This window comes from Paractinoplanes polyasparticus (genome assembly GCF_019710575.1).
GTDB lineage: Bacteria > Actinomycetota > Actinomycetes > Mycobacteriales > Micromonosporaceae > Actinoplanes > Actinoplanes polyasparticus.
Genome location: NZ_JAHWFK010000058.1, coordinates 99,344 through 115,151, shown reverse-complemented (window position 1 = coordinate 115,151; position 15,808 = coordinate 99,344). Strand labels below are relative to the sequence as shown.

The window sequence follows — 15,808 nt, the reverse complement described above, 5'->3', positions numbered from 1 at the left end:
CCACACCCCCTACCAGCACAAACCGGCAGAAAAGCTCGCCCTCGCTGCTTGACAAAAACCATAGGGACACCCCCCCCTCCGCGGCCCGCAGGTAGCACCGCAGGGCCTCGCCGTCGAGATCCTGCTCGCTGAGCCGGTCACCCAGCACGGAGTACGCCTCGGCGATCCCCGACTCGGCCGCCTGCCGCAGCCAGGGCGCGGCCTCGGGAATCTTGCCGAGCAGCAGTCCAACGTTGAAGGCGGCGATCCCGTCCCCGCCCTCGGCGGCGGCTCGATAGAGGACGGCCGCCCGGTCCAAGTCGCCGAGGCTGTACGCGGCGTCCGCGTTGCCCGGGGCGGCGGCCCGCTCGTACAGCGGAACGGCCGCTCCGGGATCGTGCTCAGCGTGAGCCGCCGAGCAGATACAGCGCCCGCGGGTCGTCCCCGGCCGCTTCGAGGTGCATCCGGGCCGCATCCGAGTCGCCCCGCTGAGCCGCAATGACGCCGAGGTCGCAAGCCGTCCATGCCACGGCGCACGGTGTAGATCTTCAAGATGGCGCCCCGGTCGGTCGCGCAGGCCGATCGACGCTCACCCCGGCCGGCGTGGCGTCACCGCGACCAGTGGCGGGGCCATGTTGAGCGGTTTGTGAGCGTGGCGACCAGTGGCGGGGCCATGTTGAGCGGTTTGTGAGCGTGGCGATCAGTGGTGGGGTCATGCTGGGTGGTTTGTGAGCGTGGCGATCAGTGGTGGGGTCATGTTGAGCGGTTCGTGAGCGCCGCGAACAGGGGTGGGCAAGCGGCAGGGCCGACGCTCAGGGCCACCCGGCCGGGATCGGAGCGTAGCCGCGACCACCCGGCCGGGGCGGTCAACCGAAGGCGCGGTCGATCTCGTCCTCGGTCAGGGAGCCGGTGCGGAACGTGGTGGTGCCGGTGTCGAGCAGTTCGCGGGCGGCGTCCCGCAGGGCTCCGTAGGCGGCCCAGGCCAGCGCGCCGCCGGTGGAGACGCGGCGGACGCCCAGGGCGGCCAGTTCGGGTACCGAGGGGGCGCCGGGGACGGCCAGGACGTTGACCGGGCAGGCCACCTCGGTGACCACGCGGCCGATGTCGCCGGGGGTGCTGAGGCCGGGGGCGTAGACGACGTCGGCGCCGGCGGCCCGGTAGGCGCGCAGGCGTTCGATCGTGTCGTCCAGGTTGTCGTAGCCGTAGAGGTGGTTCTCGGCGCGGGCGGTGAGCACGATGTTGTGGCGGGCGCAGGCCTCGGCCGCGGCGGCGACCCGTTCGATTCCGGACTCCAGGGTTTCGATGCGAGCGGTGGCGGGGTCGTAGTCCTCGATGGAGATGCCGGCCGCGCCCGCCTCGGCGAGCAGGTCGACGGTCTCGGCGATGCCCTCGGGCGCGTCGGCGAAGCAGCGTTCGGCGTCGACGTTGAGCGGGATGCCGACGGCGGCGGTGAGGGCGGCGACGTGTGCCACCAGTTCCGGCCGGGTTACCTGCTGGTCGCGTTTGCCCAGGCTTGCCGCCAGGCCCGATGACGTGGTGGCCAGGGCCGGGAAGCCGAGCGACTCGAGCAGCCGGGCCGAGCCGGCGTCCCACGGGTTCGACAGCAGGAAGGTTCCGCTCTCGTGCAGCGCGTGGAAGCGATCTCTCATGGCTGAAGCGTAACCGATGAGTTACGCTTTTCGGGTGGACGACGTCGTGGCGGCCATCGCCGATCCGGTTCGCCGGCAGATTCTCGAGGTGTTGCGGGCGGGCCCGTTGCCCGCTCGCCGCATCGCCGAGCGTTTTCCGATCAGCCGGCCCGCCGTCAGCCGGCACCTGCGGGTGTTGCGCGAAAGCGGCCTGGTCCGCGACACGGCCGAGGGGCGCGAGCGCGTCTACCGGCTCGACCCTTCACCCCTGACCGAGGTCAAGAGCTGGCTCGCCGGGTTCGCGGATTCCGCCGACGTGTGGAACCGGCGGCTCGACGCCCTTGAGACCGAGGTCTACCGCACCCGCCGCGACCGGCGGACGGCGGCGGCGCAAGACAGGGCAGCGCGAGACACGGCGACGAAAGGCACGGCAACGCAAGGCACGGCAGCGCACGACAGAGCGGCGCCCGGCAGAGCGGCGCCCGACCGACGGGAGAAGACGGCATGACCAACGCACCCACGGGCCGGCTCGAGGGCAACGACCTGATTCTGAGCCGTACGTTCCGGGCCGGCATCGAGGACGTCTGGGCCAGCGTCACCGAACCGGGCCGCACCGCGCGCTGGTTCGGCCAGTGGACCGGCGAGGCCGGGCCCGGCCGCACCGTCAAGGTCCAGCTGGCGTACGAGGAGAACAACCCCTGGATGGAGGCGCGGATCGACGCCTGCGAGCCCCCGAACCGGCTGGCCCTCTCCACGGTCGACGAGGCCGGCGCCTGGCACCTGGAGCTGCTGCTCACCGCCGTCGGCGGCGAGACCGAGCTGCGCTTCGTGCACCACCTGACGACCACCGAGGGCGTCGGCGAGGTCGGCCCGGGCTGGGAGTACTACCTCGACAACCTGGTCGCCGCCCGCGACGGCCGGCCCCTGCCCGATTTCAACGACTACTACCCGTCGATGAAGCCGTACTTCGAGGCCCTGCGGGAGTCCTGAGGCTGCGACCCTAGGATGGCGGTCATGACCAGTGACAAGACCGCTGACCAGCTGCGCCAGGAACTCAAGGACGTCGACGAGGAGCTGGCCGAGCTGCGCCGGCTGGCCGGCGACGTCACCGCCCGCCGCGGGCGGGACAGCGACACGTCGATCGAACTGCAGGAGCCGGAGGAGATCGCCACCGAGCTGACCGGCCTCGCCGAGACCGAAGCCGTCATCGACACCCTCGAGCAGCGCCGCGAGCGCATCGAAGCGCAGATCAAAGAACTGGGCTGAGGGAACGCCGGGCAGGGCGGGCAGGGCAGAGGGGCAATACGACCTTAAAGCGACCTTAAAGATCATCCTGGATGGGGTGGATCGGCGGGCTGCTTCCAAGGATGGGCTGGTCCGGCTCACTACGGAGGCAAGTCAGAGATGCGTCGCCAACGAAGTTTCATCCTGTCCGGTGTGGTCGCGGTCGTGGTCGGGATCACCACCTGGATCGCCCTCCCGGCGTCGGCCGCCGCGGCGACCGCCACGCTGCGTACGGTCTCCGACTGGGGTTCGGGCTGGCAGGCCGAGGTCACGATCAAGAACACCGGCGCCGACGCGATGTCGTCGTGGAAGGTCGAGGTCGACCTCCCGGACGGCGGCGCGATCGGCAGCTACTGGGACGCCGACCTGGTGACCGCGGGCAGCCATCGCACCTTCACCAACCGGGGCTGGAACGGCAGCGTCGCCGTCGGGTCGACCGTGACGTTCGGCTTCGTGGGCTCGGGCGGCAAGCCGGCCAACTGCAAGCTCAACGGCGCGCCGTGCTCGGGCGCAGGCGAAGCGACCCCCACGACGGCGCCGACCGTCGCGCCGACGACGAAGGCCCCGACCACCACCGCGCCCACCGTCGCGCCGACGACGAAGGCGCCGACCACGGCGCCCACGACCAAGCCGGCCGATGTTCCGCCGGCGGGCAGCACGCTTCCGGTGGCGGTCAGGAACGAGACCGGGCGGGGCGACAACGTCTTCCTGTACGTGCTGGGCACCAACCTGACGACCGGCAAGCTCGGCTACGTCAACGCGGCCGGCGCCTTCACCGCGTGGACCGGCGGCGGGCCCGTTCCGGCGCCGGCCCCCGACGTAGCCATCGCCGGCCCGGCCGACGGCGCGACGACCACACTGAAGCTGCCGAAGAACCTCTCCGGCCGCCTCTACATGTCGTTCGGGCAGAAGCTGGACTTCCGGCTCACCACCGACGGCCTCGTGCAGCCGGCGCCGTGGGCCGGCGGCGACCCCAACCGCGACATCCTGTTCGACTGGAGCGAGTTCACCCTCAACGACTCCGGTCTGTGGCTCAACAGCTCGCAGGTCGACATGTTCGCCGTGCCGCACGTGGTCAGCGTGACCGGCGGCGACGGGCGCACCGCGAAGACCGGGGAGGTCAAGGCGGGCGGCCGGCAACGGGTCATCGACGCGGTCAAGGCGTCGCCGGACTTCGCCCGGAGCGTTGTCACCCGGGGCGACGGCACGGTGCTGCGCGTGCTGGCGCCGGGCAAAGCGGCCGACGCGGGGCTGATGAGCCCCACGTACCTGGACTCGTACATCACGAGCGCCTGGAACGCGTACGCGGGAAAGAACTTGACTGTCGTGCCGTTCACCGACCGGCCGGACACCAGGTTCCTGGGCCGCACGACCGGCAACGTCATGAACTTCACCGACAGCGCGGGCCGGACGGTCGCGTCCTTCACGAAGCCGTCCACCGCCAACGTGTGGGGCTGCGACGGCGCTCTCGGGGCTCCGAACGACCTGGTCGTGGGGCCGATCGCCCGGACGCTGTGCGCGGCGCTGACCCGCACCACGCTGGGCCGGCTCGACACCCAGCCCAGCGGCACGGCGGCCGACTTCTACCAGGGCAACCCGGCCAACCTGTACGCCAAAGTGATCCACGACAACATGGTGGACGGTAAGGCGTACGCGTTCGCCTTCGACGATGTGCAGAACCAGGAGTCGCTGGTCCACAGCGGCGACCCGCGAACCGCCGGGATCACGTTGTCGCAGTTCTGATCCGGTGAGTCGTCTGCGATCCGGCACCGTCGCCGTTCCGAGCGTGGGGTTCGGGACGACGAGGGGAAGGTTGCCGTCCTGAGCGTGGGGTTCGGGACCGACGACGGGAACGCAGATGGATGAGACGGGAGCGCCGGCACCACCGTTGCGGGAGGGGACCGCACGGTGGCCGGCGCTCCCTTTGCCTATCTGACCGGTGAAAGGTAGGTCGTGAGCCAGTCGACCGTCTCGCGCAGGTAGTCCGCGCGCGACGAGCGGTGCAGCAGCTCGTGGCCCTCGCCGGGGAAGAGCAGGTAGCGGTGGGGCACCCCGCGCTCCTGCAGGGCCCGCACGACCTGTTCGGCCTCGATCAGCGGAACGTTGCTGTCGTTCTCGCCGTGGACGACCATCAGCGGCGTCCGCAGCCGGTCGATGCGGGTGATCGGCGAGAGATCGGCCAGCAGCTCGCGGTGGGCGACCGGGTCGCCGTACTTCGAGACGGCGGCGGCCGCGATCCACGGCTCGGTGTGCTCGTAGAAGGTCGCGAAGTTGGACATGCCGCAGACGTCGATGCCGACCGCAAACAGGTCGGGGAACGTGGTGAGGGCGGCCAGGGTCAGATAACCCCCGTACGAACGGCCCATGATCCCCAAGGTGGAGGCGACGCCGGACTCCGTCAGGTAGCGGGCGCACGACCGCACGTCCTCGATCGCCGCGTAGCGCAGCCCCAGGTTGTCGGCGTTGACGAAGCTGCGGCCGAAGCCCGACGACCCCCGCACGTTCGGGGCGAAGACGGCGATGCCGCGGTCGGTCAGCGACTGGAAGAGCGGCCCGTGACCCGGCCTCTCCTGCGCCTCGGGGCCGCCGTGGAACCACAGCACAGTCGGGTGCGGCCCGTCGCCCGCCGGCCGGAACAGCCAGCCGGTCAGCATCAGCCCGTCGTGCGCGGCGAACGTCTCGAGCGTGGGCCGCACCGCGTTCGGCGCCGCCGGATCGGCCGACACCGCCTCGACGCCGGTCGCCGACGAGACCCATACGCCGTGCGGCTGGCCCGGCCCCTCGGCCGTGAAGGCCAGCGCGGAACCGTCGAACGACCACGACGGGCCGCTGACGACCGAGCCCGGCAGCGGGGTCACCGGCCGCCGCGCGCCCGAGTCGAGGTCGATCAGCGTGAGTTCGGACAGCCCGCCCCGCACGTTCCACAACACCGCGGCCGTACGCCCGTCGGCTGTGATGGTGAACGACTCGACCTCGTCGGTCTCGGACGCGGCCAGCACCTCCACGCCGCCCTTGGCCACCCGGATGAGCGCCGGCAGTTCGCCGGACTCGGTGCGGGCGTACACGGTTTCGCCGTCCGGCCCGAAGACCGCCTGCTCGCCGGCCGTGACGAACTCGTCGACGCCGGTCAGCAGGTCGCGGACCACGATGTGCCGGTCGCCGCGCGGCCCCACCCGCAGCAGCGCGCGGTCGCGGCCGGGCGACACGTCGAGCAGCGAGATCAACTCGCCCCGGGCGACCACCGACCGCTCGCCGGAGACGGCGTCGATCAGCAGGGCCGTGGTGAGGTTCTCGGTCAGCGCGAGGAGCGACCGGCCGGGCAGCCAGCGCATGTTGTCGGCCGTGCCGTCGCTGAAGCCGCCCACCTGGTGCAGCTCCGAGCCGTCCGGCCGCACCAGCCACACCTCGTGCCGGGGAGCGCCGCCCGGAGCCACCAGACAGGCCAGCCAGCCGCCGCCGGTCGACCACTGCACCGCGGCCACCGGGGCCTCGCCCGTGTCGACCAGGAACGTCAGCTCGCTGCCGACCGGCTGCACCCACACCTGGGGGCGGCCGCTGCGGTCGGAGACGTACGCGGCGTGCCGGCCGTCCGGCGACAGGGCCGGCGACCAGCTTCCGGAGACTTCCGAGGGAAAGGAGCCCGTCTCACGATTCGTCCAGCCCATCGGCAGCACGGTGACGTCGACACGGTTGAACTGACCGGTCATACGGGTCCTCCCTCGTTGTCTAGATTCCTTTGTCCTGCAGCCACATCTCCAGCAGGGCGAGCTGCCACAGCTGGTTGGCGCCGAGCGTGGTGCGCGGGGTGTTCGGGTCGGCCAGCAACGCGTCGACGTACTCGGGCCGGAAGAGGCCCCGATCGCGGGCGGCCGGTGCGAAGAGTGCGTCCCGCACCTTGTCGAGCATCGCTCCTTCGAGGTGCCGGATGCCCGGAACCGGGAAGTAACCCTTGGTGCGGTCGATCACTTCGTCGGGCACCACCCCGCGGGCCGCCTGCTTGAGCACCCCCTTGCCGCCGTGCGCCAATTTCAGAGCGGGCGGGCAGGCCGCGGCCAGTTCCACCAACTCGTGATCGAGGAACGGTACGCGAGCCTCGAGGCCCCACGCCATAGTCATGTTGTCGACCCGTTTGACCGGATCGTCGACCAGCATCACCTGCGAGTCGAGTCGCAACGCCGCGTCGACCGCGGTCTCGGCGCCGTGCCGGCCGAAGCTCGCGGCGACGAACTCCCGGCTGACGTCGTCGCCGATCAGCCACTCGGGGCTCAGCTGCCGGGCGAGGTCGGCGTGCGGGCGGTCGAAGAACTCTTCCGCGTACGCGTCGACGGCCTGGCCGTAGGGCACGTGCTCAAGTGGCGGATACCAGCTGTAGCCGGCCAGGATCTCGTCCGCACCCTGCCCCGATTGTACGACCTTGACCGACTTCGAGACATCCTCGCTCAACAGGTTGAACGCGATGCAGTCGTGCGACACCATCGGCTCGCTCATCGCCGCCACCGTGCGGTCGACGGCGGGCAGGAACCGGTCCTTGCCGATCCGGATCTGGTGATGCACGGTGTCGAACTGCTTCGCCACGATGTCGGAGTAGGCGAACTCGTCGCCGGTCTCGCCGCCCGCCGCCTCGAAGCCGATGCTGAAGGTCGTCAGGCCGCGCTGCCCCTGCTCGGCCAGCAGAGCCACGATGTAGCTGGAGTCGATGCCGCCCGAGAGCAGCACGCCGACCGGCACGTCGGCCACCATCCGCCGCTCGACCGCCACCTTCAGCTTCTCGTGGATCAGCTCCGGCCACTCGGCGTCCGCGACCTCGGGCCGGCGCGTGAACGACGCCTCCCAGTAGACCTGGTCGGTCGCGGTGCCGTCGGCCCGGATCACCCGGACGGTGGCCGGGGGAAGCTTGCGGACGCCGTTGACGATCGTTCGCGGCGCCGGCACCACCGAGTGGAACGTCATGTAGTGCTGCAGCGCGACCTTGTCGATCGACTTGTCCACGTCACCGGCGGCCAGCAGCGCGGGCAGCGTCGACGCGAAGCGCACCCGGCCCCGTGTCTCGGCCAGATAGAGCGGCTTGATGCCGAGCCGGTCGCGGGCCAGCACGACCGTACCGCTGTCGTGCTCGACGATCGCGAAGGCGAACATGCCCAGGAAGTGCTGGACGCAGTCGGCGCCCCAGCGGTGGTACGCCTTGATGATGACCTCGGTGTCCGAGGTCGAGAAGAACTTGTAGCCGTACCCCTGAAGCTCCTCGCGCAGCTGTTTGTAGTTGTAGATGCAGCCGTTGAAGACCAGCGAGAGGCCCAGTTCGTCGTCGGTCATGGGCTGGCCGCCGGCCTCGGAGAGGTCGATGATCTTCAGGCGGCGGTGGCCGAGCGCGATCGGTCCGCGCGCCCACAGGCCCTCGCCGTCGGGGCCGCGCGATTCCAGGCAGGGCAGCATCCGGCGGACCGCCTCGCTGTCCGCGAGGTGCCCGTCGTACCGCAGTTCGCCCGCGATTCCGCACATGATTTACCGAACCTCCCTGTCGTCGGTTTCGATCAGGTCACCGGGCCGTAACACGCCGGTCACCCGAGCAACCAGGTGTCCTTCGAGCCGCCGCCGCGCGACGAGTTGACGATCATCGAGCCGGCCGGGGCGACCCGGGTCAGCGCGGCCGGGGCGACCACCGACTCGCTGCCGGTGAAGACGAAGGCGCGCAGGTCGACGTGCCGGGGCGCGAGCTGGTGACCGTCGAAGACCGGGTGCGTCGAGAGGTTGACGACCTCCTGGGCGACCCACCGGTGCGGCGCGGTGCGGATCTGCCGGCGTACGGCCGCCAGGTCTTCCGGCGAAGCGTGGGGGCCGATGACGATCCGGTCGCCGCCGTAGCCGTCGACCGGCTTGCAGACCAGCTCGTGCAGGCGGTCGAGCACCTCGGCCCGCTGCTCGGGCAGTCCGCACAGATAGGTCGGCACGTCGGCCAGCAGCGGCTTCTCGCCCAGGTAGTACTCGATCAGCTGGGGCACGTAGGCGTACACGGCCTTGTCGTCGCCGATCCCGTTGCCCAGCGCGTTGGCCAGCACCACCGTGTCGGCGTGCAGGGCGGTGACCAGGCTGGGGCCCAGCGGCATGCCGTCGGCGCCGGGGGAGTGGACCAGGCTGTCCTCGCCCATTCGCAGATAGATGACGTCGACCGGGTGGCGCTTGCCGTCGCGGATCCGGAACACGCGGGTGTCGTCGACGAACAGCTCGGTGCTGCGGACGACCGGGACGCCCATCTCCTCGGCCAGCATCCGGTGCTCGAACCAGGCCGAGTCGTCCGGGCCCTGGCTGAGCACCACGATCTTCGGGTTGTCGCCGGCAGCCGGTCGGGCGGCGTCGGTCAGGGCGCGGCGCAGCAGCTCGGGGGTGCGCTCGACCGAGATCAGGCCGTCCGGCTCGGGCAGCTCGGGCAGGACGCTCTGGGTGAGGCGGCGGTTCTGCATGGCGTACGCGATGCCGGACGGCACCCGCAGGTTGTCCTCGAGCACGCACCACTTGCCGTCGGCGTCGCGCACCAGGTCGACCCCGGCCACCTGGGCCCGGACCCCCTCGTGGGCGACCAGGGCGCCGCTGGGGCGCAGCTCGGGCGAGCCGTCGAGCACCCACTCGGGCACGATGCCGTCCTGGACGACGTTGCGCTCGCCGTACACGTCCTGAATGAACAGGTCGAGCGCGCGCACCCGCTGCACCAGCCCGACCCGCAGCCCAGCCCAGTCCGCCGCAGGCACGATGCGCGGCACCAGGTCGAACGGGAACAGCCGGGTGGCAGCCTCGCCGGCCACGCTGAACGTGATGCCTCGCGCGCGCTGCTCGTCGTCCTTGGCGTCCTCGCGGCGGCGGAGGCCGGCCGACCCGAGGGCCGTCAGGACATTGGTGATGCCCGCGTATGCCGGATCGACCTCACCGCCCGGGAAGGCCTCGTCACCGGCGGCGGCGTACGGGAACAGCCCGGCCGGAACCGTCTGCCCCTCGGGGCCGATGCCGGTGGCGCCGCCGCGCGTGTCGGCCACGACGAGGTCGACAACGTCGGAGATGCGGCCGCGGCGGGCCAGGGCCCGGCGCTGGCGGGCGGCCGAGCTGCCCCGGCTGAGCGCCCGCACCGACAGATCGAAGACCTGCTCCCAGTCGCCCAGCTCCTCCAGCTGAGGCCGCAGGTCGCCGACGAGCCGCTCTACGGCGACCGCGGCCGGCACCGGCTGCGGCGAGCGCGGCAGGTCGAGCAGGTCGCCCTCCAAACCGGAGCGGGCGGCGCGCCACATCGCCGCGCGGTGCACCGGCGGCCGGGTGGGCGTGAAGGGGCGACCGGCGCGGTAGTCCTGCTGGGCGCGCAGCACGAGACCCCGGAACAAGCCGGCGATCAGCACGACCGTGTCGACGTCGGGGCTGGAGTCGGTGACGCGCAGCTCGACCGTGGGCACGTGGGCCGACGGGCGCACGTCGAAATAGACCATCTTGGGGTCGGTGATGGTGCCCGAGGCGATCAGGTCGGCCACCAGCTCGTCGAACTCGGCCGCGCTGTTGAGCGGGCCCGGGTCGCCGGCGGTCGGCCAGCGCAGCCAGACCAGCGAGCGCACGCTGGCATAGCCCGAGTCCTCACCCATCCAGAACGGCGAGCTGGTGCTCAGCGAGAGCAGCGTGGGCAGCGCCGAGGCGACCCGCTGGGTGACCGCGACCGCCTCGTCCCGGTCGGGCACCCCGACGTGCACCTGGGCGCCGCAGATCAACTGCTCCCGGGCCAGCATCTGGTAGTCGTCGAGCATCCGCCGGTAGCGCGAGGTGGGCGTCACGGGGAGTGACTCCAGGTCGACCAGCGGGACCGTGCCCGAGGCGACCAGTCCCAGCCCGAGCGACTCGGCGACGGTGATCGCGGTGCGCCGGCGATCGACGATGGCGTCGCGCAGACCGTCCAGCGTGATGGCCACCGGAGTGTTCGTCTCGACCACGGAACGGTGCAGTTCGGCCGAGAAATGTGCCGGGTCGAGCCGGTCGAGGATCTCCTGCGCCCTCGGTACGAGCTCACGGGTGACCAGGTCAACGACGTGCAACTCCTCCTCGACACCGAGGTCGAGGCCGTGGCTCGCCGTAGCATCACCCGAGGTGACGCTCAAAGACTCCGTCATGGGACCGCCCTTCTCCTGGCCCAACTCTGCCTTGTCGGAGCCTCGCCATCACATGTGCCGAATCTGTCACGTGCCCGTTTCACATCAGTGCCATGCATGACTGTGACGACACAGCAGGCAGTTGCCAAGCTGTGTGCCCCGTCCAACCGCCCCGCCCACCACCCATGGCCGGACTGAAGGCATTACCTCCGGTAACCTCGGGCCGAACTCTCTCCAGGAGGTTGTTTGATGAGCAATGTCGTCGTGGTGACCGGATCCGCCGGTTTGATCGGCTCCGAGTCGGTGAGGCACTTCGCCGGCCTCGGCATGGACGTCGTCGGCATCGACAACGACATGCGCAGCTACTTCTTCGGCAAGGACGGCTCCACCCGGTGGAACCTGGACCGCCTGACCAAGGAGGTCGGCGACCGGTACACCCACCACGAGATCGACATCCGCGACCGGGACGGGCTGGCCGCGCTCTTCGCCAAGCTGGGCAGCAACATCGGCCTGGTCATCCACGCCGCGGCCCAGCCCTCGCACGACTGGGCGGCCAAGGAGCCGTTCACCGACTTCGACGTCAACGCGGTCGGCACGCTCAACATGCTGGAGGCGGCGCGCGCGCACGCGCCGAGCGCCCCGTTCATCTTCACCTCGACCAACAAGGTCTACGGCGACACCCCGAACCGGCTCCCGCTGATCGAGCAGGAGAGCCGGTACGAGCTGCCCGCGGACCACCAGTGGCACCAGGGCATCGACGAGCAGATGTCGATCGACCAGACCCTGCACTCGGTCTTCGGCGCCTCCAAGGTCGCGGCGGACGTGCTGGTTCAGGAGTACGGCCGGTACTTCGACATGCCCACGGCGGTCTTCCGGGGCGGCACGCTCACCGGACCGGGTCACTCGGCCGCCGAGCTGCACGGCTTCCTGGCGTACGTGATGAGGTGCGTCATGGAGCAGCGGATGTACCACATCTACGGGTACAAGGGAAAAATGGTGCGGGACGCCATTCACTCGCACGACCTGGTGTCGGCGTTCGAGGCGTTCCACAAGGCGCCCCGCGTCGCCGAGGTCTACAACATGGGCGGCGGCCGCTTCTCGAACTGCAGCCACATCGAGGCGTTCCAGATCGCCGAGCAGATCACCGGCCTCGAGGCGCGCACCGACTACGTCGACCAGGCCCGCACCGGCGACCACCAGTGGTGGATCAGCAGCACGGCCCGGTTCGAGCAGCACTACCCGGACTGGAAGCTGACCTACGACGTGCCGGCGATCCTGCGCGAGATGTACGAGGCGAACCAGGATGTCTGGAAGCCTTCCGTCAGTTAGCTGTGGCTTGGCTGAGCGCGCTCGCGTCGTAACTGCGCGTTAACTCTTTATGGGTACATTGCCGGAATGTCCGTCTTGAAGGCATTCCGGCATGACGTCCCGGCGTCCATCGTCGTCTTCCTGATCGCCATCCCGCTCTCGCTCGGCATCGCCGCCGCCTCCGGTGCGCCGCTGCTGTCCGGGCTCATAGCGGCGGTCGTCGGGGGCGTGGTGGTGGGCCTGCTCAGCGGGGCGCCGTTGCAGGTCAGCGGGCCCGCGGCCGGGCTCACGGTGATCGTGGCCGGGACCATCGGTGATTTCGGACTGGCCGGCACCGCCGCCATCGTCGCGCTGGCCGGTGGCGTACAGATCCTTCTTGGCGTCGCCCGCCTGGGCCGCGCCGCCCTCGCCCTCTCGCCCGCCGTCGTGCACGGCATGCTGGCGGGCATCGGCCTGGTCATCGCGCTCAGCCAGATCCACGTGCTGCTCGGCGGCGACGCCCAGAGCGAGGCCTGGAAGAACCTGCGCGACCTGCCCGCCCAGATCGCCGGCGGCCACGGCGTCTCGACACTGCTCGGCGTGCTCACCATCGCCGTCCTGCTGTTCTGGCCGCGCCTGGTGAAGACCTCCCTGCTGCCGGCCGCCCTCGCCGCGGTCGTTGTCACCACTGCCCTGGCCGCCGCAATCGGCGCCGACGTCAAGCGGGTCGACCTGCCCGACCAGCCGCTCGACGAGCTGATCCTCCCGCGCTGGCCGGACGCCGGACTCGGCCCGATCGCCGTGGCCGTGCTGACCATCGCTCTCGTCGCCAGCGTCGAATCCCTGCTCTCGGCCGTGGCCGTCGACCGCATGCACGACGGCCCGCGCGCCGACCTCAACCGGGAACTGGTCGCCCAGGGCGCCGGCAACGCCGCCTCGGGTCTGCTCGGCGGCCTGCCGATCACCGGCGTGATCGTGCGCAGCTCGACCAACGTGGCCGCGGGCGCCCGCACCCGGATGTCGGCCGTCCTGCACGGCCTGTGGATCGCGGTCTTCGTGCTGCTGTGCGCGCCGCTGCTCGAGACGATCCCGATGGCCACGCTGGCCGCGGTGCTGGTCGTGGTCGGGTTGCGGCTGATCAGCCTGGCCCAGATCCGCACCTACATCCGGCACCGCGAACTGCCGACGTACCTGATCACCGCCGTCGCTGTGGTGGCGACCGACCTGCTCACCGGGGTCGCGCTCGGGCTCGGAGCGGCGGTGCTGACGATGCTGTGGCGGCTCGCCCGCTGCGAAACCCGCGTCGTGGCGTCCGGCCCGGGGGAGTGGACGGTCACCGTCAGCGGCTCGCTGGCCTTCGTCGGCTCGGGCCGGGTCGCGCGGGCGCTGGCTCTCGTGCCGGCCGGTGAACACGTCACGATCGAACTGCACCTCGACTACCTTGACCACGGCGCCTTCCAGGTGATCGACGACTGGATCTCCACGTACGAGAAGGCCGGCGGCAAGGTCACGATGCGCGAAACCAACGACGAGTGGTTCGCCCGCGCCACGAACGGCCGCCTGGGCGACGGCAAGACGGCCCCCGCCCGCCGCTTCGGTTCGTGGACGCAGTGGCAGGACCGAGACCGCCAACGCCGCGACGCGATGGAGGCGGGAATCCGCGAGTTCGAACGCAGCGTGGCCCCGCTGGTGCGCCCCCACCTGGCCGGCCTGGCCCGCGACGGGCAGCAGCCGGAACAGCTCTTCATCACCTGCGCGGACTCTCGCCTGGTCCCGAATCTGATCACGACCAGCGGGCCGGGCGACCTGTTCTGCGTGCGGAACGTGGGCAATATCGTGCCGCCGCACGGGGCCGGGGACTCGTCGGTGGGGGCGGCCATCGAGTTCGCCGTGGGGGTGCTGGGGGTGGGCACGATCACGGTGTGCGGGCACTCGGGGTGCGGGGCGGTGCGGGCGCTCATGAAGGGTGGCTTCGCTGAGGATCAGGCGCTGGGACGGTGGCTGGCCCAGTCCGGCGCGGACTTCTCCGACTGCGCCGACGAGGAACACTGCGTGACGGCCAACGTGGCCCAGCAGCTGCTGAACCTGCGGACGTACCCGGTGGTCCGCGACGCCGAGGCCGAGGGGCGGTTGACGCTGACCGGCCTGTATTTCGACCTGGCGGAGGCCCGCATGTACGCGGTCGACCCGGATCGTGGCGTGCGCGAGCCGCTCCCCGTGAAGGCGAGCAGCCCGTAATCGTGCCCGCCGACGCCCGCAGAGCCCACCCGCAGAGCCCACACGCAGAGCCCACCCGCAGAGCCCACCCACCCAGGGGGTAGGCCCCCGCTCGACATTATCGTCGAGTTCGGCGAGATCACGTTGGCGCCCTGTGGACAGACTGACTTTGTGGACAACTCTCTGCTTCGGTCGGTCAGGCGAGTTGATCGACGCCGGGGCCGCTGAGGTCGGGCAGGGCGGCGGGGCGGCCGGTGATGGCCAGGCCGAGGGCTTCGATCGGGCCGGTCACGGTTGCGCCTGTGCCGCTGGTCCAGTCGGTGTCGGTGGCGATCAGGTGCAGGCCGGTCAGGCGGCCGGGCGGCACGAGGGCGGGCGCGGCGCCGGGCGAGCAGAGGTAGTCGAGCAGCAGGCGCCAATGCTCGATCGGCACGTCGGCGGCGAGACCCAGCGGCCGGGCGATGTCGCGCAGGTGCACGCACGTCTCGGCGAACGGTCCCATCGGCCCCACCCGGGGCGGGTTGACCCGGTCGCCGGCGTGCGCGCGCAGCAGGGCGATCAGTTCGGCGCGCGGACGCCGGGCCAGCTTGCGGGTGAAATGGTCGACCGTCCGGTCGGTGTCGCCGCGGAACCGGAGCGACGCGAGGAAGAACTGCCCGAAACCGACCAGCATCGGCTGTACGAAGTGGGCGGCGAGGTGTCGTACGGTCCAGCCGCGGCACAGCGTCGCCGATTCCCACTGCGCGTCGTCGAGGCTGTCGAGCAGATCGGCGATCATCAGCCGGTTCCGGCGGGTCAGCTCGTAGATCATCGCTCGCCTCCGGCCCGCCGTCGCACGTCCCGGTTGAGGCTCCGCAGCACCTTGACCGCCGCGGAGATCTCGTCGTCCGTGCATTCGGCGGCCATCGCTTCCAGGCGCCCCAGCTCGTCGGCGCGGATCCGCTCGAACCGGGCCGCTCCCGCCGCCGTCAGCGCGATCAGCACCGACCGGCGGTGCGCCGGATTCTCGCGCAACTCGATCAACTTGAGCGCGCCGAGATCGTTGACGTGCCGCTGAATCCCCTGCCGCGCCAGATCGAGCCGCTCACCGATGGCCGGCACGGTGGCGGGCCCGTGCTCGGCCAGAATTTCGAGCACGGCCCGCATGCCCACGGTCAGCCCGTCGGCCGCGAGGTCGGCCTCGACCACCCGAGCCGAATTGAGCACGAGCGGACGCACGTTCCGCAGCACCTCGTAGAGAAGCCTGCCCCGTTCCCCAACATGACAACAATGATGTCATATTGAGGTTCGCCGGGCCGC

General features: G+C 70.8%; 13 protein-coding genes and 1 pseudogene. 6 read left to right on the top strand and 8 right to left on the bottom strand.

The features are described 5' to 3' along the window. The 3 genes and pseudogenes from KXC43_RS43700 to KXC43_RS43695 form a co-directional block, all read right to left on the bottom strand. A pseudogene (locus KXC43_RS43700) lies at positions 1 to 298 on the bottom strand (hypothetical protein); the annotation flags it as partial. 82 nt (positions 299 to 380) lie between these two features. After that, on the bottom strand, positions 381 to 509 hold the full coding sequence (locus KXC43_RS51935; protein ID WP_255645825.1) for a hypothetical protein: 129 nt from the start codon (positions 507 to 509) through the stop codon (positions 381 to 383). Positions 510 to 845: 336 nt separating this feature from the next. Beyond that, the gene (locus KXC43_RS43695; protein ID WP_221382165.1) at positions 846 to 1,628 is read right to left on the bottom strand and encodes an isocitrate lyase/PEP mutase family protein; all 783 of its coding nucleotides are present in this window, start codon (positions 1,626 to 1,628) and stop codon (positions 846 to 848) included. Between the two features lie 34 nt (positions 1,629 to 1,662). On the opposite strand from KXC43_RS43695, the gene KXC43_RS43690 reads away from it, so the two are divergent. The 4 genes from KXC43_RS43690 to KXC43_RS43675 all read left to right on the top strand — a co-directional run bounded on the left by KXC43_RS43690 (position 1,663) and on the right by KXC43_RS43675 (position 4,634). Further along, a complete protein-coding gene (locus KXC43_RS43690; RefSeq protein ID WP_221382164.1) occupies positions 1,663 to 2,115 on the top strand; it encodes an ArsR/SmtB family transcription factor in 453 nt (150 codons plus the stop codon). Further along, positions 2,112 to 2,597, top strand: coding sequence for an SRPBCC family protein (locus tag KXC43_RS43685; RefSeq protein WP_221382163.1), 486 nt, complete (start codon positions 2,112 to 2,114; stop codon positions 2,595 to 2,597). The genes KXC43_RS43690 and KXC43_RS43685 overlap by 4 nt, the downstream gene beginning before the upstream one ends. A gap of 24 nt (positions 2,598 to 2,621) precedes the next feature. Next, the gene (locus tag KXC43_RS43680) at positions 2,622 to 2,873 is read left to right on the top strand and encodes a hypothetical protein (RefSeq protein ID WP_221382162.1); all 252 of its coding nucleotides are present in this window, start codon (positions 2,622 to 2,624) and stop codon (positions 2,871 to 2,873) included. A gap of 138 nt (positions 2,874 to 3,011) precedes the next feature. After that, positions 3,012 to 4,634, top strand: a complete 1,623-nt coding sequence (locus tag KXC43_RS43675; protein ID WP_221382161.1) for a beta-1,3-glucanase family protein — start codon at positions 3,012 to 3,014, stop codon at positions 4,632 to 4,634. A 185-nt stretch (positions 4,635 to 4,819) separates the two neighbouring features. Here KXC43_RS43675 and KXC43_RS43670 read toward each other — a convergent pair whose 3' ends face one another. Genes KXC43_RS43670 through KXC43_RS43660 form a run of 3 tightly spaced genes read right to left on the bottom strand, consistent with a single transcriptional unit; the run spans position 4,820 to position 11,026 of the window. Further along, a complete protein-coding gene (locus KXC43_RS43670; RefSeq protein WP_221382160.1) occupies positions 4,820 to 6,598 on the bottom strand; it encodes a S9 family peptidase in 1,779 nt (592 codons plus the stop codon). Positions 6,599 to 6,617: 19 nt separating this feature from the next. After that, positions 6,618 to 8,390 carry an N-acetylglutaminylglutamine amidotransferase gene (locus tag KXC43_RS43665; RefSeq protein ID WP_221382159.1) on the bottom strand — a complete coding sequence of 591 codons (1,773 nt, stop codon included), beginning with the start codon at positions 8,388 to 8,390 and terminating at the stop codon, positions 6,618 to 6,620. Between the two features lie 59 nt (positions 8,391 to 8,449). Then, entirely contained in the window at positions 8,450 to 11,026 is a 2,577-nt protein-coding gene (locus tag KXC43_RS43660) for a carboxylate--amine ligase/circularly permuted type 2 ATP-grasp protein (protein WP_221382158.1), read from the bottom strand. 228 nt (positions 11,027 to 11,254) lie between these two features. On the opposite strand from KXC43_RS43660, the gene KXC43_RS43655 reads away from it, so the two are divergent. Both KXC43_RS43655 and KXC43_RS43650 read left to right on the top strand, forming a co-directional pair. Further along, entirely contained in the window at positions 11,255 to 12,334 is a 1,080-nt protein-coding gene (locus KXC43_RS43655; protein ID WP_221382157.1) for an NAD-dependent epimerase/dehydratase family protein, read from the top strand. A 66-nt stretch (positions 12,335 to 12,400) separates the two neighbouring features. Next, entirely contained in the window at positions 12,401 to 14,530 is a 2,130-nt protein-coding gene (locus KXC43_RS43650) for a SulP family inorganic anion transporter (protein ID WP_221382156.1), read from the top strand. 175 nt (positions 14,531 to 14,705) lie between these two features. Here the strand turns inward: KXC43_RS43650 and KXC43_RS43645 are convergent, their stop codons facing one another. Continuing rightward, complete coding sequence (locus tag KXC43_RS43645; protein ID WP_221382155.1) at positions 14,706 to 15,320, bottom strand: maleylpyruvate isomerase family mycothiol-dependent enzyme; 615 nt, start codon at positions 15,318 to 15,320, stop codon at positions 14,706 to 14,708. After that, positions 15,317 to 15,727 carry a MarR family winged helix-turn-helix transcriptional regulator gene (locus KXC43_RS43640; RefSeq protein ID WP_221382154.1) on the bottom strand — a complete coding sequence of 137 codons (411 nt, stop codon included), beginning with the start codon at positions 15,725 to 15,727 and terminating at the stop codon, positions 15,317 to 15,319. Before KXC43_RS43640 ends, KXC43_RS43645 begins: the two co-directional genes overlap by 4 nt. Between the last annotated feature and the right edge of the window lie 81 nt (positions 15,728 to 15,808).